The organism is Streptomyces sp. NPDC058464 (assembly GCF_042721035.1).
Classification (GTDB): Bacteria; Actinomycetota; Actinomycetes; order Streptomycetales; family Streptomycetaceae; genus Streptomyces.
The window spans coordinates 99,477-122,521 of record NZ_JBHXMA010000032.1 but is presented as its reverse complement, the minus strand read 5'-3'; the positions used below and the strand labels follow the sequence as shown (position 1 = coordinate 122,521).

Below are 23,045 nucleotides of genomic sequence, written 5' to 3'. Positions count from 1 at the left end.
CGCACCCCGCAGGAGAAAGCATGATCACCACAGACCCCGTCGCGGAGCAGCAGGCCGGCTTCGAACCCGCCCTGGAGTTCCTCGCTCCGCTCTACTCGGCCGCCCTCCGGATGACCGGTCGCCCCGTCGACGCCGAGGACCTGGTCCAGGAGACGTACGCCAGGGCCTACGCCTCGTTCCACCAGTTCCGCCCCGGCACGAACCTCAAGGCCTGGCTCTATCGCATTCTCACCACCACCTTCCTCAACTCCCGCCGAGCACACCGGAGTCGACCGTCGCTCGACACCACGGCGGAGATCGAGGACTGGCAACTGGCCCGCGTCGGGTCGCACATGCCGACGGGGCTACGCTCGGCGGAGGCCGAGGCACTGGACCTCCTGCCGGACGCGGACGTCAAGGCCGCGCTCCAGGCACTGTCCGCCGGGTGCCGGATCGCCGTGTACCTCGCCTACGTCGAAGGCTTCACCGTCCGGGAGATCGCGGACATCATGCGGACGCCCACCGGCACGGTGCTGTCGCGGCTGTACCGGGGACGCAGTCGACTGCGGTCGCTGCTGGGGTAGTCGCGCCGCCGTGACAGGCGCCGCCCGCCCGCCACCGCGTCGAGGCGAACGGACCGTCGGCGGCAGTCAGGGCCGGGTCAGCTCGAACCAGACCGACTTGCCTCGCCCGCTGGGGGAGTTGCCCCAGGACGCGGCCAGCGCATCGACGATGAGCAACCCTCGGCCGTGCTCCGACTCTCGGTCCGTCTCCCCGGAGGCGAGCACGGGCGCCGGCAACGGTGGCCGGGAATCGGAGTCGCGTACGTCCACGCGCAGCCGGTCGGCGTACTCGCGGAGCCGGACCTCCACCTCGCTGTCGGCGTGCACCAGGCCGTTGGTGACCAACTCGGTGACGGCCAGCTCAAGGTCGGGTGAGACGGCTTCCCAGTCCCAGGACCGTGCCCGCGCCCGCAGGAACCTGCGCACGTCGGCGACCGCACGAAGGTCGTGGCGCTGGACGAATGTCCGGGCCACTCGTTGGCGTCGGCCGGCACCCAGGCCCAGGAACCGGGCGATCAACACCACAGCGTCATCGTCGCGTCGGTCGCCCCTGCCCGTGATGCCGAGCAGACGGTCGGCCAGCACCTCCAGCCGCGGTTCGCCGGGCTCCGCGAGGCAGGCGTGCAGTGCCTCGATGCCGTCGTCGAGCGGCACAATGCGGGATTGGACCAGCCCGTCCGTGTACAGCACCAGGACCGTTTCTGGGCCAAGCGGCATCCGGACGGAGTCGTATGTGGTGTCGGGCCGGACCCCGAGGGGCGGGCTCTGGGGAGGCCCCGGCGGTGTCGCGAAGTGGCGCCCGGGGCGGCCGAGCAACGGTGCCGGGTGCCCCGCGGACGAGATTTCGACGGCTTCGGCTTCCGCGTCCAGCCACACGCAGCAGCAGGTGGCGAACAGGTCCGTCCCGAGATCGGAGAGGAGCCGGTTGGTGCGGGCGAGCACGTCCGCCGGGCGGTGGCCTTCGGCGGCGTAGGCACGGATCGCGCTGCGGATCTGGCCCATGACCGTGGCGGCGCGAGGCGTGTGTCCCTCGACATCACCGACGATCAGGCCGAGGGTGCCGTCGGGGAGGTCGACCACGTCGTACCAGTCGCCGCCGATGGTTCCGGTCGTCGCCGTGACGTAGCGGGCGGCGATGTCCACTTCCTCGTGATGCGGAAGAGCAGGGGGCAGCAGTCCCTGTTGCAGTTCCTGGGCCAGTCTGCGTTCGGTCTCGAACTGCCGCGCCCGGCTGATGGACTGGGCCAGCAGCTGTGCGGCCGTGGTCAGGGCGGCTCGTTCGGGGGCACTGAAGGTGTGTCGGTGGTCGAAGCCCAGGGCGAGGGTTCCGGTGTCGTGGTCGTCGATGGTCAGGGGCAGCAGGCAGTAGGCCGAGATCGGTTCGTCCGTGTCCACGGCCTCGAAGAAGAGTGGCCGGTCAGGGGGTGGCCGTGTGCCGGTGTTCGTCTCCTCTTCCAGTGTGCCCGTCGACGCGCCGGTGAGCCGCGCCGCGAGCGCGGGGCCGACTCCGGTGTGGCTGAGCAGCCGTGGTCGTCCCTCGTCGATGACCGACACGGCCAGGCACCGGGCTCCGAAGGGCTCCATGATCCGTGCGATCGCCGCCACGAGGACATCCCGGAGGCCGGGAGCCTGGCTGAGCTCGGCGGCGAGTCTGGCGATCTGGTACACGAGCGACAGGCTCACCGACTCCAGCGGAGCGTCCTCTCCCGCTGGAGGCGCCAGTACGAATCTCGGTGGTCCGGGACGGCTCCCTCGCGGGGACAGGCCGCCGCGGAGGAGCAGAGCATGAGAGAGCTCGTCCGCAAGACTCTGGCAGCGGTGCCCCATCCCGGCCGCCGCGGCTGCCCATCCGACCGGATCGGCCCACACGAGGACGACCACCCCGAAGGACCGCCCCTCGTCGTCGACCAAGGGAGTGGCGATGATCGCGTACGGGAACGGCATGTCCGGGTGGACACCGCCGGGTGTCTGTGTCCGGACCCGGACACACTGGCGGCCGGTGCGGTAGGCGACGGGTCCGGCGTACCGGTCGTCGTCGACCGGATGGCGGTCCGCCACCGTGAAGATCGACAGCGGGTCGCCCACCACGACGACGTTGGCCAGTGTCCGACCGTCTTCCAACGGGACCATCGCGGTGGCAGTGGTCGCCCGAAGTCCGTGCACAGCGCCCTCCAGCGCCGTGGCGAGCATTTGGTCCTCGGCGTTGAGAGCCATCACGGGGTTCGCCGCTCTCGCGAGACTTCCCTCGTCTTCCATGGCTGCTCCAGAGGGCTGATCCCCTCGTTCGAGGCTATACCGCGCAGTCTCGGCGTTCCCCTCGACCGGTCCCGCCCGTCGAGGCCCGGGCGACGGCGTCCGCGTGGCGCGTACGCGTCACCCTTCCCGGCTCTGTCCCGCCCCTGCGGCCGTCGCGGTCCTGCGGTGAGGGTAGCGCGGGGAAACCAGCTCTGACCTCGGTTGACGGAGCGTTTTCCGCGCACAAAGATGCGCCGGCTCGTCGTTGACCGGCGATCTGCGGCAGGGCCAGGGTGAGGGGGACATCGGATTCCGATCGTCTGTTTCCGGTCACCGAAAGCGTGCGGGAGGCCGCGATGCTCCAGACACCAACCGAGGAACACACGGAGTGCCCGAACGCGTCGGAAACGGCTGCCATCGACGCGACCCCGACGGGGACGGAGACCTGTCGCGTCCTCTGCTTCCAACGCTGCCTGTGGTGCCTCACCCCGGACTACCGTCGTTCGTTCTGCCGCGTCTGCGGATCCAGGGCCTTCGGCCGGGAGCGCAGCGCGGGCGCCGGCGGTGTGGTTCGCCGTGTCGGGCACAAACCGCACAACACCTGGCTCGTCGCGATGGACGAGGGCTTCACGGTGGTCTGCCAGGTCGTCTCCGCCGCGCCGGTCGTGGTCGCGATCGGTGCGAGGGTGCGGGTCGTGCGAGCCGTCGCTCCTCTCGATCGGGGGCTTCCCCGCGTCGAACTCACCTACCGGGCAACCTCCTCGGCTCGCTGGTGGTGAGGGCAACGGCTCCTCCCATGTCACGTCCGGGCAGGCGGCACGATCAGAGAGGAGGGTGCGTGGGCACCCAGTACAGCGCGTCGGGCCCCAGGGCCGGAGCGACCGACGGAGCGGGGCGCGGGGCGCTGGACGGTCTGTGCATCGCCGACTTCTCCAGGGTGCTCGCGGGGCCCTACGCCACGATGCTCCTCGCCGATCTCGGCGCCGACGTGGTGAAGGTGGAGCGGCCGGGCATCGGCGACGACACCCGGACCTGGCACCCCCCTGCGGACCAGGACGGCACGTCGACCTATTTCCTCAGCGTCAACCGGAACAAGAGGTCGGTCGTCCTGGACCTGACCACGGAGGCCGGCCGCGCACAGGCACGCGCTCTGGTCGCCGCGTCCGACGTGCTGGTGGAGAACTTCCGCCCCGGCACGATGGAGCGGCTGGGCCTCGGGCACAGGGAGCTCCGCGCACGGCGACCGGAGCTGATCTACTGCTCGATCAGCGGCTTCGGCAGCGGTGCCGGCGCCGCGATCCCCGGGTACGACCTGCTGGTGCAGGCTGTCGGCGGTCTGATGAGCGTGACCGGGGAGACACACGGGGAGCCGGTGAAGGCCGGCGTGGCCCTGGTCGACGTCATCACCGGCCTGCACGCCTCGCTCGGGATCCTCGCCGCCCTCCGGCACCGGGACGCCACCGGCGAGGGGCAGCTCGTGGAGGTGAACCTGCTCGGCTCGCTGCTGTCCGCGATGGTCAACCAGGCGTCGGCATTCGCCGTCGCCGGCGTGGTGCCGGGCCGCATGGGCAACGCGCACCCGAGCATCGCCCCGTACGAGACCTTTCCGACCGCCGACCGGCCGATCGCCCTCGCCGTGGGCAACGACCGGCAGTTCGCGGCGCTCGCCGACGTCATCGGGGTTCCCGGTCTCGCGCTCGACGACCGCTTCCGCACCAATGCGGTCCGGGTCGCCCACCGTGCGGAGCTGCGGGACGTCCTGACCCCGCGGCTCCGCGCCGCCGGCGCCGACCACTGGTCGGCCGTCCTGCTGGCCGCGGGAGTGCCTGCCGGGCCGGTCAACACCCTGGACGAGGCGTTCGCCTTCGCCCGGAAGCTGGGTCTTCCCAGCGTTGTCGACATCCCTGCCGCACCCGCTGATGAGGCAGCAGGCAGGCCGTCCCGCCAGGTCGCGCACCCCATCGCGCTGAGCACGACCCCCGCGCGGTACCGCCTGCCCCCGCCCCAGCTGGGGCAGCACACCACGGAGATTCTCCACGGCCCGTCCGGCCCGTCCTACGGCTCGCGCCGACCGCACCTCGAACGAACCCATGACCAGAACAACCCATCATGATCCAGGAGCCCCTTATGAGTAGCGGCAAGCCGCTGAAGGACCCCCTCGACCTGTTCGACCTCTCCTGCGTCCTCTCCGACGAGGAGCGGGAAATCCAGTCCACGGTCGCCAAGTTCCTCGCCGACCGGGTCCGCCCGCATCTCGCGGAGTGGTTCGAGAACGCCCACTTCGCCCGTGAACTCGCTCCTGAGCTCGGCAAGTTGGGTGTGCTCGGCATGCACCTCGACGGCTACGGCTGTGCCGGAACGAACGCCGTCAGCTACGGGCTTGCCTGCCTGGAACTGGAGGCCGCGGACTCCGGTTTCCGCAGCTTCGTCTCCGTGCAGGGTTCGCTGTCGATGTTCTCCATCTGGAAGTGGGGTTCGGAGGAGCAGAAGCAGGAGTGGCTGCCCCGGCTCGCCGCCGGTGAGGCGATCGGCTGCTTCGGCCTGACCGAGCCCGACTTCGGCAGCAACCCTTCCGGGATGCGCACCCGAGCCGTCCGCGACGGCGTCGACTGGATCCTCAACGGCTCCAAGATGTGGATCACCAACGGCTCCATCGCCGATGTGGCCACCGTCTGGGCGCAGACCGAGGACGGCGTCCTCGGCTTTCTCGTGCCCCGGGGCACGCCCGGCTTCACCACGCAGGACATCAAGCAGAAGATGTCACTGCGCGCCTCGATCACCTCGGAGCTGTACTTCGACAACGTACGGCTGCCCGACTCGGCACGGCTGCCGCTCGCGGAGGGCCTGCGCGGACCGCTGTCCTGCCTGAACGAGGCCCGCTTCGGCATCCTGTTCGGTGCCGTCGGCGCCGCTCGCGACTCGCTCCAGACGGCCATCGAGTACGCCGACTCCCGCGTGCAGTTCGACAAGCCGATCAGCGCCTTCCAGCTCACCCAGAAGAAGCTCGCCGACATGACCGTCTCCCTGGGCAGCGCCGCACTGCTCGCCCTCCACCTGGGCCGGCTGAAGGACCAGCACCGCATCCGGCCCGAGCAGATCAGCGTCGGCAAGCTCAACAACGTCCGGGAAGCGATCGCCATCGCCCGGGAGTGCCGCACGATCCTCGGGGCCAACGGCATCTCCCTGGAGTACTCGCCGCTGCGCCACGCCAACAACCTGGAGTCCGTGCTCACCTACGAGGGCACCGGCGAGATGCACACGCTGGTCGTCGGCCAGGCGATCACCGGCTACCCGGCGTTCCGGTGAAGGTGGGCCATTCGGCAGAGGCGGGCTGCTCGCCCGTGTAGGTTCCGATCTGACCTGTCGGCCGAGACCGTGTTGACAAGGGGACTTCGGACCTCGCGACGGCCAGGAGGTGCCGCGCGAAACGGGAGAAAGCGGACCGCCATGACGCGCTATCTGCGGCCACGTGCCCTCCTGCTCGGTGCCGTGCTCGTCCTCGCCCAGCTTTTCCTGGGCCCGTCGACCGCCCGCACCGTGACCATCGGGTCCGGTGTGGACTGCGACCGGATCTGGCAGACGCCGGAGGGCAACGGCACGTTCTACGAGACCAACCGCACCCGTATTGATCCCCGTCCGGGCCATGACTGGCCGGTCGGCTCCCCGCGGTCGGTCGGGATGGACGCGGCGGTGCTGGAGGCCGGCCTGCACCGGCTCGGCCGGGAGCGGTCGGTGTTCAGCGCGTTGGTGGTGCGGCACGGCAGGCTGGTGGCCGAAGGGTACTTCCACGGCAGCCGCCGCGACCACAGCAACAACGTCCACTCGGTGTCCAAGAGCGTGCTCCAGGCCCTGATCGGGATCGCGGTGCGGCGGGGTTTCATCGGCAGCATCGACGACCCCGTGCACCGGTACCTGCCGGAGTACTTCGCCGACGCCCCGGCCGAGGCGCGGCGGATCACACTCCGGCACCTGCTGACCATGACCGCCGGGTGGGAGTGGCAGGAGGACGAGACGGAATACACGGTCGAGAGGCGGCGCGACTGGGTGAAGGCGATCGTCGAGCGGGACCTCGAGCGCGAGCCCGGCACCGCCTTCACCTACAGCTCGGGGAACACGCACCTGCTCTCCGCGGTACTCCAGCGGGCCAGCGGCCGCAGCACCTGCGAGTTCGCCCAGCGGTACCTGTTCGATCCGCTCGGAATCACTGCCGAGCACTGGGGACGGGACCCACAGGGGGTCTACTCGGGCGGCTACAACCTCTACCTGACACCACGGGAGCTGGCGAAGTTCGGGCTGCTCTACCTGAACCGAGGGCGGTGGCAGGGCCGACAGGTGGTCCCACGGGAGACGGTCTCGCAGTCGATGCGGCCCGTCGTCCGTGTCGGCGACGGGTACTCCTACGCGCACGGGTGGTGGCTCCGTCGGATCGGCGGCCGCACCGTGCCGTTCGCGTGGGGGTACGGGGGCCAGTACATCTACCTGCTGCCTGCGGCGGACGTCGTTGTGGTGGTCACAGAGAACACCCGCGAAGGCCACGAGAACGTGGACGTGGACCTACGCGTCTTCCTGGAGGACTACGTCCTTCGATCTGTTCGCGGGCGGAGATGAGTGTGGCGACGCTCCGGCCTCCCATCTGTGGGGCCAGCGACTGGCCGACCCCGGACTGGGTCCCGCGGGGATCACCGTTTCGGGCCGGATCCGGAAACATCGCCTCGCCCGGTGCCGGCACGGCCTCGCCGATCCGGCTCTGGACCACCTGCCGGTCGGCGCTGTCGGCGCGCGCGGGGGTTTCCCCGACCCGGCCCACTTCAGCCACGCCTGCAAGGCGGCGTACGGCATGAGTCCGCGTACGGTGCGCGCAGTCCGTCATTGACGTCTTCCGCGTCCGGGAGTGGCTCCGTACCCCGCCGCACAGGACACCGCCCGGCACGCGGTTCAGGGCCTCAGGCCGACTGGTAGTCGAAGAATCCCTGTCCCGACTTGCGGCCCAGCAGACCCGACTCGACCATGCGGCGCAGCAACGGGGGAGCGGCGTACAGCGGTTCCCGGTACTCCTCGTACAGCGCCTCGCCTATCGCCGCCACGGTGTCCAGACCGATGAGGTCGGCCAGATGCAGCGGGCCCATGGGGTGGGCGCAGCCGGCGGTCATGCCCGTGTCGATGTCCTCCGCCGTCGCCGTGCCGGAGCCGACCATGCGTACGGCGGCCAGCAGGTACGGAATAAGCAGGGAGTTCACCACGAAGCCCGCGCGGTCCTGCGCGACGATTGTCTTCTTGCCCAGGATCCCGTCCGCGAAGTCACGCACGCGCGTTCGCGTGGCCTCGGAGGTGTGGAGCGAGGGGATCACCTCGACCAGCGGCATGACGGGGACGGGGTTGAAGAAGTGCAGGCCGACCACTGCTTCGGGCCGTCCGGTGGCCGCCGCGAGCCGGGCGATGGGGATCGATGAGGTGTTGCTGGCCAGGACGGCGGCCGGGTCGGCGAGGATGCCGTCCAGTCGCCGGAACAGCGCCGTCTTGGCCTGCTCGTCCTCGACGGCGGCCTCGATGACCAGATCCGCTCCGGCCAGGCGGGAGAGATCGGCCGTGGCCGAGATTCCCGCCAGAGTATGGGCGCGGTCCCGGGAGGTGAGGGTGGAGCGTTTCTCGGCCTTGAGCAAGGAGTCCGCCACACCCGTCAGTCCGGCCCGGGCCCGGTCCTCGGTCACGTCGCACAGCGTGACACGCAGTCCGGCCCGGGCGCAGACCTCGGCGATGCCGCGGCCCATCTGTCCGGCGCCGACGACGCCCACGTGCTTGATCGATGTCATGTTCCTCCGCCTGTCCTGCGTGCGGCGGCGGTCGCCGATCGCCGCCCCGATGGTCTGTGCGTGTCGAGCGTAGGACGGCGACAACCCCTCTGACCTGCTCCGACGGTGCGCCATCCGCGCACAGACGTGCGTCGGACGGGTATGGTCCGGCGCCTTGAACGGACTGCGCGCCCGTGACTTCTGCCGACTGCCTCACGACGCACGACCCGGGCCGGCCGACCGCATGCTGACGGCGCGTCGGGCTTCTGCCGACGCCCGCCGAGGACGTGTCCTTCAGGTGGTGACCGATGCGGCCGCGGCCTCCCGCAGCCGGCGGCACACGGCGCGCACCGCGGGCGAGGTCTCCCCCCGGCGGTAGGCGCCGACCAGCCGGGTGGTCAGCCGTACGTCCGCCAGCGGACGGTATGCCACCCCGGGGATCTGGACGCGGCGCAGTGACTCGGGGACCAGGGCCACGGCCAGACCGCCGCCCACCAGCGTCAGAGCCGCGATGAAGTCCCGCACCGGGGGAGCACACCGCGGGCTGAACCCTCCCCGCTCGGCCACTTCGAGGATCTGGTCGCGGCAGCCGTACTCCTCGTCGAAGTGCGGGGCCGCGAACCGCTCGTCGCGCAGCTTCGCCGCCGGTACCGCCTCGTACGCCGCGAGCGGTGCGTCGGCCGGCAGCGCCAGGACGACCTCTTCGGTGAGCAGGCAGGTGGCTGTGACCTCGGGCGGGTACTCGGGCCTCCAGCGCAGGAAGCCGACGTCGATGTCCCCGCAGGCCAGCGCCTCCAGCTGGGCCGGGGTCTCCAACTCGCGGACCTCCACGGTCAGATCGGTGCCGAGGGCCGCGCAGCGGGTGAGAACGTCGGTCAGCACACCGGAGAACGCGGCCGAGGCGACGTATGCGATCTGAGCGTGTCCCAGCTCTCCGCGCCCGGCCCGCCGGCCCACCGCCACGGCCCGGGCGGCCTGGGCGAGGGTGAGCCGTGCCTCTTCGAGGAACAGCTGCCCGGCGCCGGTCAGGGCCGGGCGGGTGCGCCGACCGCGGTCGATCAGCCGTACCCCCAGATGTGACTCCAGGGCCCTGATCTGCGCGCTGAGTGCCGACGGCGCGAGGTGCAGCCGGTCCGCCGCCCGCGCGAAGTGCAGTTCCTCCGCGACGGTGACGAACGATTCCAGCCAGCGCAGTTCCATCGGCTCCTCCGTCCTGCCGTGCCTGTGGGGTGGCACCCCGCGGCGGAGTCAGGGCAGAGCAGGACCGCCGCGGGGTGAGTATCGGGGATCTGGGTCAGGGGATCACGACGTAGTTGCTGAACCCGCCGTCGAGGTCCGTCGCGCGCCCCGAGATCGCTTCGTTGACCTCGGACAGCGGGAAGGGCTTGGTGATCAGGTACGACAGGTCCAGAGCCCCGGTCGCCACCATGTCGGCGACCTCCTGGCCCTGCGCGGTGCTGAACCAGTTGGAGCCGATCAGCTGGACCTGCTCGTCCATGAGCCACTTCACGTCCAGGGGCAGCCGGTCGGCGACACCGCCGACGTTGACCACCCTGCCGCCGCGGCGGACGCCCTGCATGGAGTCGAGCATCGTCTCCACAGGGGCCTTGGCACCCAGGGCGCTGATGACGAAGTCCGCCCCCTCGCCGCCGGTGCGGGCCTTGGTCCACTCGCCAACGGAGCGCTCGCCCAGCCGCATGACCTCGATCCGGTCCGGAGCCAGTTCCCTGACCCGCTTGAGCAACTCCTCGTTGCGGCCGGTACCGAGGACCCTGGAGACCCCCGAGGCCAGTGCGAGAAGGGTGGAGGCGACGCCCAGGGTGCCGGTGATCCCGTCGATCAGCGCGACCTGGCCGGGGCCGGCCGCGGCGTACCGGAGAGCCCGGTGGGCGGTGCCGATGTAGCCGAGCTTGCCGGCCTGCTCGAAGGTCATGTTGTCGGGGATGTTGACGATCGAGTTCTGCGGTGCCGTCATGTACTCGCAGAAGCCGCCGTAGGGGTAGAGGTCGAAGATCCGCTGGCCGTCGCGGGAGGTGCTGAAGTAGCCGTTCAGGGTGAAGTAGCGGCAGCGGCTCAGCTCGCCGCCGCGGCACACCTGGCAGCTTCCGCAGGACCGCAGCGGGCTGACATAGACCCGGTCACCGGGCTTGGTGTTCAGCACCGCCTCGCCGACCGCCTGGACCACGCCGGCGGGGTCCAGGCCGAAGACCGCGGGCAGCTTGGGCAGCGGCTGGTGCGGGTACCAGGTGGGCCAGTTGTTGATCACATTGGCCATGTTCGGCACGATTCCGCATGCCTTGACCCGCACCAGGACGTCGGTCGGACGTGGGGTGGGCACGTCGATCGTGTCCACGGACATCGGCTCACCGAGCGCGTGCAGTCGTGCAGCGAGCATTTTCGCCATTGAAATACTCCTTGGAACTGTTCCGTCCCAACCATCGGGGGCCGGATGCTTTCTGTTCGGCGACCGAGGCGGCGGAACGGCGGCTCGGTGATCACATCTCGTGCGTTGACGGGCCGTACGGCGCCGAGAACTACGAGTGCGGGAACGGGTTGGGGTAGTCGTCCTCAAGGTCGATGTCCAGCAGGCCCATGACGCGGACACCGGAGTTGTACCAGGCGATGGACAGCGCGAGCTCGATCATCTGCTTCCGGGGCAGGCGCTCGGCGGCGGCGCGCCACGTCTCCTCCGTGACGTCGACCCGAAGCGTGGACTCCTTGGCCAGGAGCATCACCGCCTTCTCCGTCTCGTCGAACACGTCGGCCGTCTCGAAGTCGCCCACCGCGGCGATCTGTTCCTCCGTGAGTCCTGCCTTGATCCCGTGCGAGTGGTGGTGCGCCACCTCGTACGCGGACCGGGTCACATGTCCCACGGTCAGGATCGCCAGTTCACGGAGTGCGGGGCTGAGCTCACTGGCCCGCAGCGAGTTGGCGTAGGTCAGAAAGCCGTCCAGCTGTTCGGGCGCGCCCGCGAGGGCGAGGAAGATGTTCGCCGTCGGTACCTTGCGTTCGGCTTCCAGCCGGTCGTACAGCGGCTTGTGCGACTCGTCCGCGTCCTCGCGGCGCAGATAGGGAACTCGTGCCATGGCGTCTCCTCGGGGGCGGAAGGTCAGTGTGCGGACTGTTCGAGCAGGAACCGCTCCAGCGTCATCGGCTGCGGAGCCTCGGCCGGCGGGGTCTGCTTCACCCCGACGAAGGGCGACGCCTCGAAGTACCACTTCTCCAGCGCCGGAAGCCCCCAGCGGACATTGGTGCTCAGCGATCCCGCGTCCCAGCGCACCGGCTCGACCTCGGTGTCGATCGTCTGGTAGTGGCTGTTGAAGACCTCCACCCGGTGGCCGTCGGGGTCGCGCAGGTAGGTGAAGAGCATCCCGCCCGGACCGTGCCGTCCCGGGCCCCGCTCCACACCCTCGCCATAGCCGAGGATGCCCGCCCAGTCGCAGGCGGTGAAGATGTCGTGGCTCTCGGAGACGGTGTACGCGAAGTGGTGCAGGGCCGGGCCGGTGTTCTCCACGATCGCCAGGTCCAGACAGGTGCCCTTGCGGTACATGAACGCACTCAGCAGCCTGTCGCCGTGCGCCAGGTACTCGGAGTTACGGAAGCCGAGTTCGCCGTAGAACGCGGTCAGCTCGTAGGTGTTCGGCGCGAAGGTCTGGAAGTGGTCCAGCCGCTGGGCGCGGGCGCCCTTGTGGTGCTCGAAGTCGATGTGCAGCCGCGGGCGCGTCTCCATGTGCGCGCAGAGTTCCAGCGGTGTACCGACCAGATCACTGACGTGCAGGGTGCGGCCCTGGTGGGGGAGATCGACCCACTCCGCGGGCAGCCCACGGTCGCGGAACCAGTCGTACGCGATGTCGAGATCCTCGTCGAGGAAGACGCGGAAACCGATCCTCCGGCAGGAACCCGCTCCCTCCTCGTCCAGCTCCAGCACGAGGCTGTGGTGGCATGCCTCGGCGAGGCCGCGGAGGTAGCAGGTGCGCTCGTCCTCGTCGCTGACGACGAGTCCGAGGGCGTTCACATAGAAGTTCCGGCTTTCGGCGAGGTCGGCCACGGTGAGACGCACATGGCTGGTTCGGGTGATGTTGAAACTCGGGCGCAGATTGACGGGGGGCAGCATGCTGGTCTCCGTGCTCCGGTCGGCTCTGGATTTAGCTTGCTTCAATACTTCGGGGTCTTCTTACGGCCTGCTCGTGGAGGGCTCGGCATCGGCGAAGGTGAAGGCGGACCAGCCGCTGAACTCCGCGGAATCGCCGAGGGACTCCTCGATACGCAGCACCTCGTTCCACTTGGCCATGCGCTCGGAGCGCGTGAACGAGCCCACCTTCAGCTGACCCGCGTCCCATCCGACGCTCAGGTGAGCGATGGTGACGTCCTCCGTCTCGCCGGAGCGGGCCGAGACGATCGTGCCGAAGCCGGCGTCCTTTCCGGCCCGCAGTGCCTGGAACGCCTCCGTGACGGTGCCGGCCTGGTTGGGCTTGACGAGGACGGCGTTCGCCGCTCCGTCGGTGGCCGCCGCCTCCACCCGCTTGGCGTTCGTGACGAGGTAGTCGTCGCCGATCACCTGGCAGCGGTGGCCGTAGCGGCGGGTGAACTCCACCATGCCGTCGGCGTCGTCCTCACCGACCGGGTCCTCGACGGACAGGATCGGGTACTGCTCGATCCAGCCGCCGAGCATGTCGATCAGCGCCGCTGTGTCCAGGGTGCGGTCGTCGAGGGCCAGCGTGTACCGTCCGGCGCCGCCGAACTGGGAGGCCGCGACGTCCAGCGAGATGCCGACCTGCGCCGACGGCGTGAAACCGGCGGTCTCGATCGCCCGGGTCAGCGTCTCCAGGGCCTCCTCGTTGGTGTCGAAGGCGGGCCAGAAGCCGCCCTCGTCGGCCACGCCCTGGGCCTTCCCCGCCGTGCGCATCAGGCTGCCGGCCGCGCGGTAGATCTCCGCCGTCCAGTCCAGGGCTTCGGAGAAGCTCTGCGCCGCGGGGCAGACCACCATGAAGTCCTGGACGTCGACGCGACGGTCCGCGTGGGCGCCGCCGCCGAAGATCTGGATCTCCGGCAGCGGGATGCGGACCGGACGCCCGCCCGACAGGTGCCGCCACAGCGGCACGCCCGCCGACGCGGCAGTGGCGTGCAGGACCGCCATGGAGGTGGCCACGATCGCGTTGCTGCCGAGACGGCTGCGGTCGGGGGTGCCGTCGAGGTCCACCAGGAGCCGGTCGACGGCTTCCTGGTCGGTCGTGTCGAGGCCCAGGAGGGCGGGTGCGATCTCGTCGTTCACCGAGCCGACCGCGCGACGGACGTCGAGCCCGCCGAAGCGGTCCCCGCCGTCGCGCAGGTCGAGCGCCTCGCCCTGGCCCGTGGAGGCCCCCGCCGGTGCGATGGCCCGCCCGATCGCACCGTCCGCGAGGTGGGTCTCGACCTCGACGGTCGGCCGGCCGCGTGAGTCCCACACCCTGCGGCCGTGGAGTTTGGCGATCCGAGCGTCTGTCATTGCCGTGTGACCTTTCTGAGTTCGGACGATCGAGGTGGTGCGGGACCTGCGCCGGTCGTCGCGGTAGGGAGGCATCGCCGCGAAGAGCGGGGCAGAGCCCTGGGAGGGGCGGCCGACCTCGCGGCGCGGTACCCGCAGCGGCGTGCCGGCAGGGCGGGGGCGAGCGAAGTGTCGTGCGGCTCTCTTCGTCGCGGCGCCGGGCCGGCCTGGGAGTGCGGGTGGGAGGACGATGACGAGGATTGCCTGACCGCCGCAGCTCAAATGCTAACGATAGCGCAATCGTGCGTAGTGCTCGTCCCTGTGTCAAGGGGGAGGTGAAATCTCTTTCGCGGACTGTCGGGCGCGGGTGCCGTCCCCTTGGCGCGTCTCCGAGTGAATGCTATCGTTCGCATAAATGGCCCGCTCCGAAGACTCCGGCGGACCTGCGCTCTTCCTGGACGGACGGACAGCACAGGTGGGCGCGGGCCCGCCGGGCCGGACCGCGGCCGAACCGAAAGCGAGCCCGACATGACAGCCGAGCCCTCCGCGCCGCCGATGGCCCTCATCACCGTTGTGGCCAGCACCCGTCCCGGCCGTGTGGGCAGGTCCGTGGCGGACTGGTTCACCTCCCGGGTCGTGGAGTGCGACGAGTTCGAGTCGCACCTGGTCGACCTGTACGAACTCGCACTTCCGTTCTACGACGAGCCGCACCCGCCCGCCCAGCAGCGGTACACGCAGACCCACACCCGCGCATGGAGCCGGATCGTCGATGCGTCCGACGCCTTCGTCTTCGTCACCCCGGAGTACAACGGCGGCTTTCCGGCGCCGCTGAAGAACGCGTGGGACTACCTCGTCGTGGAGTAATGGCACAAGCCGGCCGCGTTCGTCAGCTACGGAGGTGTCTCGGCCGGCACCCGGGCGGTGCAGATGGGCAGGCAGGTCGTGGCGAACCTCAGGATGCTGCCGATCGCCCCGACCGTGAGCATCCCGTTCGTCGGCGAACACGTCGAGAACGGGGATTTCCGGCCAGGCAAGATCCATGACGCCGCGGCCGGGCAGGTGCTCGACGAGCTGGCGCGCACGGCCCGTGTCATGCGCCGGCTGCGCGGCGGAACCTGTTGACCCGCGCCGACGATAGGGAGGCGCCCGGAGAGGATCGCTCCGGGCGCCTCCCTACGCGCGGCCGACGCCGCGCCGTGGTCAGCCGGATGTGGCCGGGGCCCGGTCGCCGGGTGGCGCGGTGCTGCCGCGCAGGATCAGTGATCCGGGGGAGAGGGACGTGTACGGGCCGTCGTTGCCCGGCTCGGTCTTGAGCCGACGCATCAGCCACAGTGCGCAGCCGGTGGCCATCTCCTGGATGGGCAGACCGACCGTGGTGAGCCCCGGGCCCCACCAGGAGAACCCGGGTTCGTCCCCGAACCCGACCACGGACAGCTCCGCGGGCACCTTCACGCCCTGTTCGGACAGTTCCTCCAGGACTCCCAGCGTGAGCTGGATCGACCCCAGCACGAGCGCGGTGGGCGCATCCGGGCCGGCCAGCAGCCGGCGCACCGCCTCGCGGCCATGTCCTACGGACGACGGCGGCCCCAGCTCCACGCGCCCCGCGCCCTCCGTCAGCCCGCCTTCGCGCAGGGCGCTGCGGAAGCCGCGCAGCCGCTCCGCGCCCGTGGGCAGCTCTTCGGGGCCTCCGAGGTAGGCGATACGGGTGTGGCGCTGGGCCACGAGGTGGGCCGTGGCCTGGCGCAGCGCTTCGTGGTCGTCCACACCGAACCACTGCGACCCCAGCGAGGTGTGGCGGCGCAGCAACTGCAGGTGCGGCAGGGCGCGCAGGAGCTTGACGGACTCGCCGTGAGGGCGCGCCGTGGGCACGATGATGACGCCCGCGACGCGGTAGGCGGACAGCTCCCGCAGATGGCGCAGCTCCACCATCCGGTCGTCGTCGGTCTCCGAGAGCATGAGCTGGAAGCCCTCGGCCGCCACGTTCTTGGACAGCTCGTGCGCGATGGTCGAGTAGAAGCTGTTGCGGATGTCCGGGATCACCAGCCCGACCACGTTGCTGGACGCCCCCCGCATCATCCGCGCCGCGCGGTTGCCGACATACCCCATCTCCGAAGCGGCCTGCCGGACCCGGAACTTGGTCTCCTCGCTGATGCGCGGATCGTCGGCGAGCGCCCGGCCGACCGTCGAGACGGAGACACCGAGCCGCTCGGCGATGTCCCTGGTGGTGATCACGTGGAGGGCCCCTTCGAGCTGCCTGGTCCTGGTGCGGTCGCTTCCGTGTGCCAACGATAGCGCTGCTGTCGTGTTCCGCGGCCGGATGAGTGGGGCGCCGGATTGATCATCCGCTTCGTGCTAACGTTAGCATTGCCGGCTGGGCCGTGCAGCCGCCCCCGGCTGCCCAATTGCGGAGGTCTCCCTTGCGAATCGTCAGGTATGCCGTCGGTGCTGCGCGTCACTACGGAGAGCTCGAACCCGGTGACACCCGGATCTCCAGATTCGAAGGCGATCCGTTCACCGGGTTGGCTGCTACGGGGTGGGTCGACGATGTCGGCGATGTCGTCGTTCTCCCGCCGCTGGAGCGGCCCCGGGTCTTCGGGTTCGCCTACAACTACGCCTCGCATGTCGAGGAGACCGAGCGTGAGATTCCGGAAGTCCCCGTCTGCTTCATGAAACCGAGCACGTCTGTCATTGGACCGGGAGACGCCATCGTCTATCCGGCGGACGGTGAACTAATTCATTTCGAGGGCGAGTTGGTCGTCGTCATCGGAAAGAAGGCCCGCCATGTGAAGCCCTCCGAGGCCCATGAACACATCCTCGGCTACACGTGCGGCAATGACGTCAGCGACCGCATCGTCCAGCGCAAGGAAAGCGCGTTCGGGACGCTGCTGATCGGGAAGGGGCAGGACACCTTCGCTCCCCTCGGGCCGGTCATCGCGACCGGACTCGACCCGTCCGGCCTGTCGCTGACCACCCGTGTGAACGGGACGGTCATGCAGTCGGCGAGCACGGCAGACCTGCTGCTCGCCGTTCCCGACATCGTGGCCTACCTGAGCCGGTACCTGACACTGCTGCCCGGTGACGCGATCATGACCGGAACGCCGTCCGGTGTCGGGCCGATCCGCCCCGGGGACGAGGTGGAGGTCGAGATCGAGGGAATCGGTGTGCTGCGCAACCCGGTTGTGGCCGAGGGCGCCTGACTCCGGATCCCCGCCGTAGGCCGAGCCAGGGCCTGCCCGCACCGATCGGTGCGGGCAGGCCCTGGCGTGTACGGGGTGTCTTCCGTGTCCTGAGCGGACCTGATGCGGTCGCCTGCGGTTCGCCAGTGCCGCCAAGGGGCACAGGGGACTGCGTGACCGGCCACGATGACGCCGCAGGCGAATGACGGAGCAGCGCGGCAGAGCCGGCGGAGCGCTCAGCGGTCCGCGTTGTTGAACAGTGACGGGCGGACGAAGACGAGGGCGACGACACCCACCAGCGGCAGGAAAGCGACCTGCAGGAGCCCTGCCCGGCTCCAGCCGAAGGACTCGACCAGGGCGGCGAACAGCAGGCCCGAGAACGCGGCCGTTCCGTAGTAGCTGGTGACGAAGAGACCGGACGCGCGGCCGATCTGTTCCGGGCGGACGGCCCGCTGCATCGCGCTGTTGGTGTTGGGGTAGATGAAGCCCAGCCCGAAGGCGCCCATGAGGAAGGCGAACGCGCACTGCATACCGACGCCGGCCCGGGTCTCGTAGATGCATAGGGCGATGGCCGAAACGGCCAGCAGGCTCCCGATCAGCAGGGTGCGCTGGTTCACGCGGTCACCGAGCCAGCCGCCGAGGACGGCTGTCATGCCGCCGAAGCCGAGAAGACTCATGGCGAGAGCCGCCTGCCCGACGGTGTAGTGCAGCGAGGTGATGAGATACGTCGGGTAGAGGCCGAGGAACCCGTAGATGGCCACACCGCTGACGACCGAGTGGAGGGCCAGCGCGATGGTGTTGCGGTTGTAGGCGGAGGCCGGCATGTACTCGTAGGTCCTGGTCGAGACGGCCTTCTCGACGGCGCGTTCGGTCAGGCCGGCTTTCACGAGGAAGAGGGAGGCGGCGGCGATCAGCAGGCCCGCGGTGCCGAACAGGTAGAAGGGTGCGTGCCAGGTGCCGTGCAGGTTCATGAGCCGGACGCCGATGAGCGGGGCGATGAAGACGCCGGTGGAGTAGCCCGCGCCGATGATGCCGAAGGCCAGGCCCCGCCGGTGGGTGAAGAAGGCGCCGATCGCGGCGAAGATGGCGGCGGACTGCATGCCCTCGCCGAAGCCGGAGACGACGCGGTACACCGTCATGTCGGCGAAGCCGACGGCCAGTGGCGTGGCCATCGTGCCCAGTGAGTAGACCACGATGCTGACGAGCAGCACGGTCTTGCGCCGGAAGCGGTCCAGGAGGTAGCCGGCGGGCAGCCCGGCCAGGGCCATGCCGAGGGTGAAGTTGGTCGCCAGCAGCCCGCCCTGTTCCAGGGAGAAGCCGTAGTCCTGGCGGATGTCGGGCAGCAGCGGGGGGAAGACCTGACGGTCCATCGCGTTGACCATGTAGGAGAGGACCACCAGCAGGAAGCCCACTCCGATCATGCCCTTGGAAATGGGCACGCGGTTGCTTTCGTGTGCGCCGGCGGCAGGCGCTGTTCGGGTGTCGGCTTGCGCTGCGTGAGTCATAGCGGCTCCTGAGGAGGAATTGCCACGGCGGGGCGTGGCGGATGCCTCGCCGCACGGGGGTGTGCGGCGATGGCGAGAAGCGGTGAGCTGAACACGGACACGGGTCGGCGACGATGATGTGATCGCCGATCGGCGGAATGGGGGCGATGAGCCGCAGTGCGGTCGGACGCCGCATGCGGAACTCGGTCGTATATCGCCCGTCGGGGACGTCCGTGGCTATGACGTCGTCGACAGCCGGACCTCGTGCGGACCTATATCGGTCACGCGGTCGGCGTTGGCAGAAACCATGAGGGGAAGTACTCGGCGCGTCAAGACGCGGGCGGAGGATTTCTTCGACGGTCCGCGTTTTCCCTGCGATGGCCGGGTTTTCGTGCTTGTCCGTGCGTGCCGCCGGGGTGTCGGCGACGGGGTTCGCACCCGAGCTCTTGACGTGCCGAAGGACGCTGATGCTATCGTTAGCATCATGTGGCTGTGACAGATTGATGTGACGTGCCCCGGCATCTCGTGACCCGTTCCGGGGACGCAAAGCGGCGCCCGAACCGACCACAAGTCGGCGAGCGCAGGCACCCCCACCCGAGCTCAGTGACCCTCTCCACCCCGCCCACGGCGGCCGACGGCCTCATCGGACATGCCCTCGGCCGCCCTTCCGGACGATGTTCGAAGCCGCTTGACCGGACGCGCAGGGCGGGACGCCCGGCCGCCCGAGACGGCCGCACGAATCTGCGAGGACGACCTGCCATGAAACCACCGAGCCGCCCTGGCACCGTGCTGCTCACCGACCACGCCTGGCCCGACGACGCCGTCGAGCGATCCGTGATCGAGGGCGCGGGCCACACCCTCGTGACCGGCCCCGCCGACCCCGCCTCCGCCGAGGCGATCGAGGAGCTGGTCGCCGAGCACCGGCCCGCCGGGATCCTGACCTGCTGGGCGCCTGTCTCCGCCACCGCGATCGGCATGTCGCCGGAGCTGCGGATCGTGGCCCGACTCGGGGTCGGCCTCGACAACATCGCCGTCGACGCCGCCACCGCACGGGGCGCGTGGGTGACGAACGTTCCCGACTACTGCGTCGAGGAGGTCTCCGACCATGCCGTCGGCATGGTGTTGGCCTGGACGCGCGGCCTGACCGTGTTCGACCGGGAGGTCCGCGCGGGCCGCTGGGACCCGGCGAGCGCCCGGTTGCGCCGGCTGTCCGCACTGACCTGCGGCGTCGTCGGGTACGGGCGGATCGGACGGGCCACCGTGCGCAAGCTCGGTGCGTTCGGCTGCCGGATCCTGGCCCACGACCCGTACCCGCCCGAGGACGCCCCCGGGGTGGAGATGGCGAGCCTGGAGGACCTGCTGCGCCGCAGCGACGTCGTGATCCTCCATGTGCCGCTCACGCCCGGCACGCACCACCTCATCGGTGGCGAGCAGCTGGCGGCGATGAAGCCGGGCGGGCTGCTGGTCAACGTCAGCCGCGGCGGTCTGGTGGACACCGACGCGGTCACCAAGGCACTCGACAGCGGGCAGCTGGACGCAGTCGGCCTCGACGTGCTGGAGAGCGAACCCCAGGTTCCCGCCGAGCTGCTGGACCAGTCCGGCGCGCTGCTCACCCCACACGTCGCCTTCTCCTCCGACGCCTCCGTGACAGAACTGCGCCGGCGCGCCGCCGAGGAGGTCGTACGTGTCCTCGCGGGCGAGGCACCGGAGCACCCCTGCAACAACCCCGGCGGCCGACCCGCCGGACCGGGCGGCCTGCGATGAGCCCGGCCTCCGCGCCGGCGGGTCCGGACCCCCTGCTGACCGATTTCCTGACCGCCCACGAGCTCGCCCGGCCCGGCGAAGTCGCACACTGGACGCCGCTGGCCGGCGGAGTCTCGTCCGACCTGTGGCGGGTGGACCTGCCGGGGCGCTCCCTGTGCGTCAAGCGGGCGCTGGCCCGGCTGCGGGTCGCGGCCGACTGGGAGGCACCGGTCTCGCGCAACGCCTACGAATGGGCGTGGATGCGGTTCGCCGCCCGGCGCCGCCCCGACAGCGTGCCGGAGCTGCTGGCCCACGACCCCGAAGCCGGCGTTTTCGCGATGGCGTACCTGCCGCCCGACCGCTACCCGGTGTGGAAGGCGCAACTGCTCGGCGGCGAGGTGGAGGTGGCGACCGCGGCGGCCGTCGGAGAACTCCTCGGCACCCTGCATGCGGCGAGCGCGGGTGATGCTGCCGTTGCCACCGAGTTCGCCACGGACGACAACTTCCATGCCCTGCGCATCGAGCCGTACCTGCTGGCCACCGCGGCGGCGCACCCCGCTCTGGGCGACATCCTCCGGGGCCTCGCCGACCGCACGGCCACCACGCAGCTGGCCCTGGTGCACGGGGACGTCAGCCCCAAGAACATCCTCGTCGGCCCGGCGGGCCCCGTACTGCTGGACGCCGAGTGCGCCTGGTACGGGGACCCGGCCTTCGACCTGGCCTTCTGCGTCAACCATCTGCTCCTGAAGAGCCTGGTGGTGCCGGGGCGGCGCCGTGAACTGCTGCAGTCCGCCCGGGTGTTGACCGAGATGTATCTCCGGTGCGTCGACTGGGAGCCCCGCCCCGCCGTCGAGGAACGGGCCGCGACACTGCTGCCGGCTCTGCTGCTCGCGCGCGTGGACGGCAAGTCCCCGGTGGAGTACCTCACCGACGACCGGCACCGGTTGCTCGTACGCACGGTGGCATCGGCCCTGCTGCGGGCGCCCGCACCAGCGGTGGCGGACGTTCTGGACGCCTGGGGAGCGGCTCTCGATGCCCCGACCGGGTCCGGACTGCTTCGCTGACCGCCTGACAACCTACGGAGAGACCCCCATGCGCAGAGTCGTCACCGGTCACGACGAGAACGGCAGATCGGTCGTCGTCAGCGACGGCCCCGTCCCGCGCAGCCGGGAGTTCACCAGCCTGCCGGGCTGGGTGTCCCGTCTGCCCTGGGCCACCGAACCCGGCGCGACGGTCAGCCGGACCGGGGAGGATCCCACGCCGAAGGTCACCAGCCTGCTCCCGGCACCCGGCGGCACCCGGTTCATCGTCCTGACCTTCCCGCCGGAGACCGCGATGGCCGACCCGGCTTTCGACCCCGTCGCCTTCGACACGGAGCAGCGGGCCGACTCGCCCGGCATCGCCGAACTCATCGAGCCCGACGGCATGCACGCGACGCCGACCGTGGACTACGGCATCGTGCTGCAGGGCGAGATCGTTCTCGAACTCGACGACGGGTACCGCACAACACTCGTGGCAGGGGACGTCGTGATCCAGAACGGGACGCGCCACGCCTGGCGCAACCGCAGCGGCCGACCGGCCACGATGGCCTTCGTCCTCATCGGCGCGGAAGCCGACCACTGACGTTTCGGCCGAGGCTGACGGTTATCTCCTCACCGCCGCCCTGTCCTCGATGAGGGCAGGGCGGCGGTGCGTTTCCCGTACCTGCTGTACTGCGATACCGCTACCGCGCGCGGCCGCGATGTCGGTCATGAGGCTCGTTTGACGCTCTGGGCGCCCGAACCGGGACAGTGAGCCAAGAAGCGGGCTCTGACCTGGTCTTTTCCGGGACCCGCGTAGGCCGACATCTTTCCGATGACACTTCATGTGGAGTGCGTCGCGATCCTTGAACCGGCTGCAAAGGGCGCCTGACCTGCGGGTTTAGGTGGTGCGCGCTATGTGCGGCGTGGGCGTTACGGGCGATATCTTGACGCTGAAATGACGCTCGTGACGCTCGCTCTGATGGGGCGTCAGAAGTGCTGGGGCGCTGGTCAGGTCGCTGGTAGTGGTTGAGGAGCATCCGTCCGATAGAGGTGGGGCTTGATCTCCCGTAGCGGTGCGTGGAGGTGCTGGAGTGAAGCGCTGACATCGCACCAGGGGGAATCGGCTGATGCAGCAACTCGGTCGGCCGGTGGCCAAAGTCCTGCCACTCGTGCAGCGAATGGGAGGGGTGGGGTGCTGACCTGGGTTTTCTCGGTGATATGTGCATCGGCCTGGGAACACTCCTCTCCGTAGTTCTCACGGGTCAACGCCGTTTCCCAGGCTCATGTGCACTGGATGTGCCCTGGGCTGCTCACTCGCCGACTGGGCTCGGGAGCTGAGTGGCTGAGCTGATGCGGGGCTGTGACCTGCGGAAACTTCGGCGTTGAGGTGTCTGGCCTGGGGAAACACCCCTCCGTGGTTCTCGCGTGTTCACGGGAGTTCCCGGCCTCATATGTGCTGGGTCCGTGCCGGCGGGCCCTTCCCCGACAAGTGCTTGGCGGCCAGGTCGTCGGCAGGGGAGTCGATGGCTTCGTGAACCACGAACTGGTTGGGGAGTCGTTCGAGGGCGTCAGGGGCTCGACGGTGCCCGG

At 69.9% G+C, this 23,045-nt stretch carries 18 protein-coding genes and 2 pseudogenes; 11 read left to right on the top strand and 9 right to left on the bottom strand.

Features of this window, described 5'->3' with window-relative positions; all coding sequences use genetic code 11:
* Positions 1 to 20 precede the first annotated feature (20 nt).
* A pseudogene (locus tag ACFWPQ_RS35505) lies at positions 21 to 557 on the top strand (sigma-70 family RNA polymerase sigma factor); the annotation flags it as partial.
* A gap of 72 nt (positions 558 to 629) precedes the next feature.
* Here ACFWPQ_RS35505 and ACFWPQ_RS35500 read toward each other — a convergent pair.
* Positions 630 to 2,798, bottom strand: a complete 2,169-nt coding sequence (locus tag ACFWPQ_RS35500; RefSeq protein ID WP_384044119.1) for a SpoIIE family protein phosphatase — start codon at positions 2,796 to 2,798, stop codon at positions 630 to 632.
* Positions 2,799 to 3,133: 335 nt separating this feature from the next.
* Between ACFWPQ_RS35500 and ACFWPQ_RS35495 the strand changes: the two genes are divergently transcribed.
* The 5 genes from ACFWPQ_RS35495 (at position 3,134) to ACFWPQ_RS35475 (ending at position 7,650) form a co-directional block, all read left to right on the top strand.
* Positions 3,134 to 3,556 carry a hypothetical protein gene (locus tag ACFWPQ_RS35495; protein WP_384044117.1) on the top strand — a complete coding sequence of 141 codons (423 nt, stop codon included), beginning with the start codon at positions 3,134 to 3,136 and terminating at the stop codon, positions 3,554 to 3,556.
* 59 nt (positions 3,557 to 3,615) lie between these two features.
* Entirely contained in the window at positions 3,616 to 4,890 is a 1,275-nt protein-coding gene (locus ACFWPQ_RS35490) for a CaiB/BaiF CoA transferase family protein (RefSeq protein ID WP_384044114.1), read from the top strand.
* Between the two features lie 14 nt (positions 4,891 to 4,904).
* Positions 4,905 to 6,083, top strand: coding sequence for an acyl-CoA dehydrogenase family protein (locus tag ACFWPQ_RS35485; RefSeq protein ID WP_384044111.1), 1,179 nt, complete (start codon positions 4,905 to 4,907; stop codon positions 6,081 to 6,083).
* 141 nt (positions 6,084 to 6,224) lie between these two features.
* Positions 6,225 to 7,385, top strand: coding sequence for a serine hydrolase domain-containing protein (locus ACFWPQ_RS35480; RefSeq protein ID WP_384044108.1), 1,161 nt, complete (start codon positions 6,225 to 6,227; stop codon positions 7,383 to 7,385).
* On the top strand, positions 7,279 to 7,650 hold the full coding sequence (locus ACFWPQ_RS35475) for a helix-turn-helix domain-containing protein (RefSeq protein WP_384044105.1): 372 nt from the start codon (positions 7,279 to 7,281) through the stop codon (positions 7,648 to 7,650). Before ACFWPQ_RS35480 ends, ACFWPQ_RS35475 begins: the two co-directional genes overlap by 107 nt.
* Before the next feature lie 70 nt (positions 7,651 to 7,720).
* Here ACFWPQ_RS35475 and ACFWPQ_RS35470 read toward each other — a convergent pair whose 3' ends face one another.
* The 6 genes from ACFWPQ_RS35470 to eno all read right to left on the bottom strand — a co-directional run bounded on the left by ACFWPQ_RS35470 (position 7,721) and on the right by eno (position 14,051).
* Positions 7,721 to 8,587 (bottom strand): 3-hydroxybutyryl-CoA dehydrogenase, encoded by an 867-nt coding sequence (locus ACFWPQ_RS35470; RefSeq protein ID WP_384044102.1) that lies wholly within the window; start codon positions 8,585 to 8,587, stop codon positions 7,721 to 7,723.
* Between the two features lie 273 nt (positions 8,588 to 8,860).
* Complete coding sequence (locus ACFWPQ_RS35465) at positions 8,861 to 9,766, bottom strand: LysR substrate-binding domain-containing protein (RefSeq protein WP_384044100.1); 906 nt, start codon at positions 9,764 to 9,766, stop codon at positions 8,861 to 8,863.
* Between the two features lie 94 nt (positions 9,767 to 9,860).
* A complete protein-coding gene (locus tag ACFWPQ_RS35460) occupies positions 9,861 to 10,961 on the bottom strand; it encodes an alcohol dehydrogenase catalytic domain-containing protein (RefSeq protein ID WP_384044097.1) in 1,101 nt (366 codons plus the stop codon).
* 139 nt (positions 10,962 to 11,100) lie between these two features.
* On the bottom strand, positions 11,101 to 11,652 hold the full coding sequence (locus ACFWPQ_RS35455; RefSeq protein WP_384044094.1) for a carboxymuconolactone decarboxylase family protein: 552 nt from the start codon (positions 11,650 to 11,652) through the stop codon (positions 11,101 to 11,103).
* 23 nt (positions 11,653 to 11,675) lie between these two features.
* Positions 11,676 to 12,680, bottom strand: coding sequence for a VOC family protein (locus ACFWPQ_RS35450; protein ID WP_384044091.1), 1,005 nt, complete (start codon positions 12,678 to 12,680; stop codon positions 11,676 to 11,678).
* 60 nt (positions 12,681 to 12,740) lie between these two features.
* A complete protein-coding gene (eno, locus tag ACFWPQ_RS35445) occupies positions 12,741 to 14,051 on the bottom strand; it encodes a phosphopyruvate hydratase (RefSeq protein WP_384044089.1) in 1,311 nt (436 codons plus the stop codon).
* A gap of 507 nt (positions 14,052 to 14,558) precedes the next feature.
* Here eno and ACFWPQ_RS35440 point away from each other — a divergent pair.
* Positions 14,559 to 15,152 (top strand): annotated as a pseudogene (locus ACFWPQ_RS35440) (NADPH-dependent FMN reductase).
* A gap of 78 nt (positions 15,153 to 15,230) precedes the next feature.
* Here the strand turns inward: ACFWPQ_RS35440 and ACFWPQ_RS35435 are convergent.
* Complete coding sequence (locus ACFWPQ_RS35435; protein WP_384044086.1) at positions 15,231 to 16,262, bottom strand: LacI family DNA-binding transcriptional regulator; 1,032 nt, start codon at positions 16,260 to 16,262, stop codon at positions 15,231 to 15,233.
* A 146-nt stretch (positions 16,263 to 16,408) separates the two neighbouring features.
* On the opposite strand from ACFWPQ_RS35435, the gene ACFWPQ_RS35430 reads away from it, so the two are divergent.
* Entirely contained in the window at positions 16,409 to 17,227 is an 819-nt protein-coding gene (locus ACFWPQ_RS35430) for a fumarylacetoacetate hydrolase family protein (RefSeq protein WP_384044083.1), read from the top strand.
* A 215-nt stretch (positions 17,228 to 17,442) separates the two neighbouring features.
* Here the strand turns inward: ACFWPQ_RS35430 and ACFWPQ_RS35425 are convergent, their stop codons facing one another.
* On the bottom strand, positions 17,443 to 18,645 hold the full coding sequence (locus ACFWPQ_RS35425) for an MFS transporter (protein WP_384044080.1): 1,203 nt from the start codon (positions 18,643 to 18,645) through the stop codon (positions 17,443 to 17,445).
* Positions 18,646 to 19,449: 804 nt separating this feature from the next.
* Between ACFWPQ_RS35425 and ACFWPQ_RS35420 the strand changes: the two genes are divergently transcribed.
* From ACFWPQ_RS35420 to ACFWPQ_RS35410, 3 genes are read left to right on the top strand one after another with little or no spacing between them, the layout of a single operon-like run.
* Positions 19,450 to 20,454: a C-terminal binding protein gene (locus tag ACFWPQ_RS35420; RefSeq protein WP_384044078.1), complete on the top strand. Its 1,005-nt coding sequence runs from the start codon at positions 19,450 to 19,452 to the stop codon at positions 20,452 to 20,454.
* The gene (locus ACFWPQ_RS35415) at positions 20,451 to 21,497 is read left to right on the top strand and encodes a phosphotransferase family protein (RefSeq protein ID WP_384044075.1); all 1,047 of its coding nucleotides are present in this window, start codon (positions 20,451 to 20,453) and stop codon (positions 21,495 to 21,497) included. The genes ACFWPQ_RS35420 and ACFWPQ_RS35415 overlap by 4 nt, the downstream gene beginning before the upstream one ends.
* 28 nt (positions 21,498 to 21,525) lie before the next feature.
* Complete coding sequence (locus ACFWPQ_RS35410) at positions 21,526 to 22,056, top strand: cupin domain-containing protein (RefSeq protein ID WP_384044072.1); 531 nt, start codon at positions 21,526 to 21,528, stop codon at positions 22,054 to 22,056.
* Positions 22,057 to 23,045: the final 989 nt, after the last annotated feature.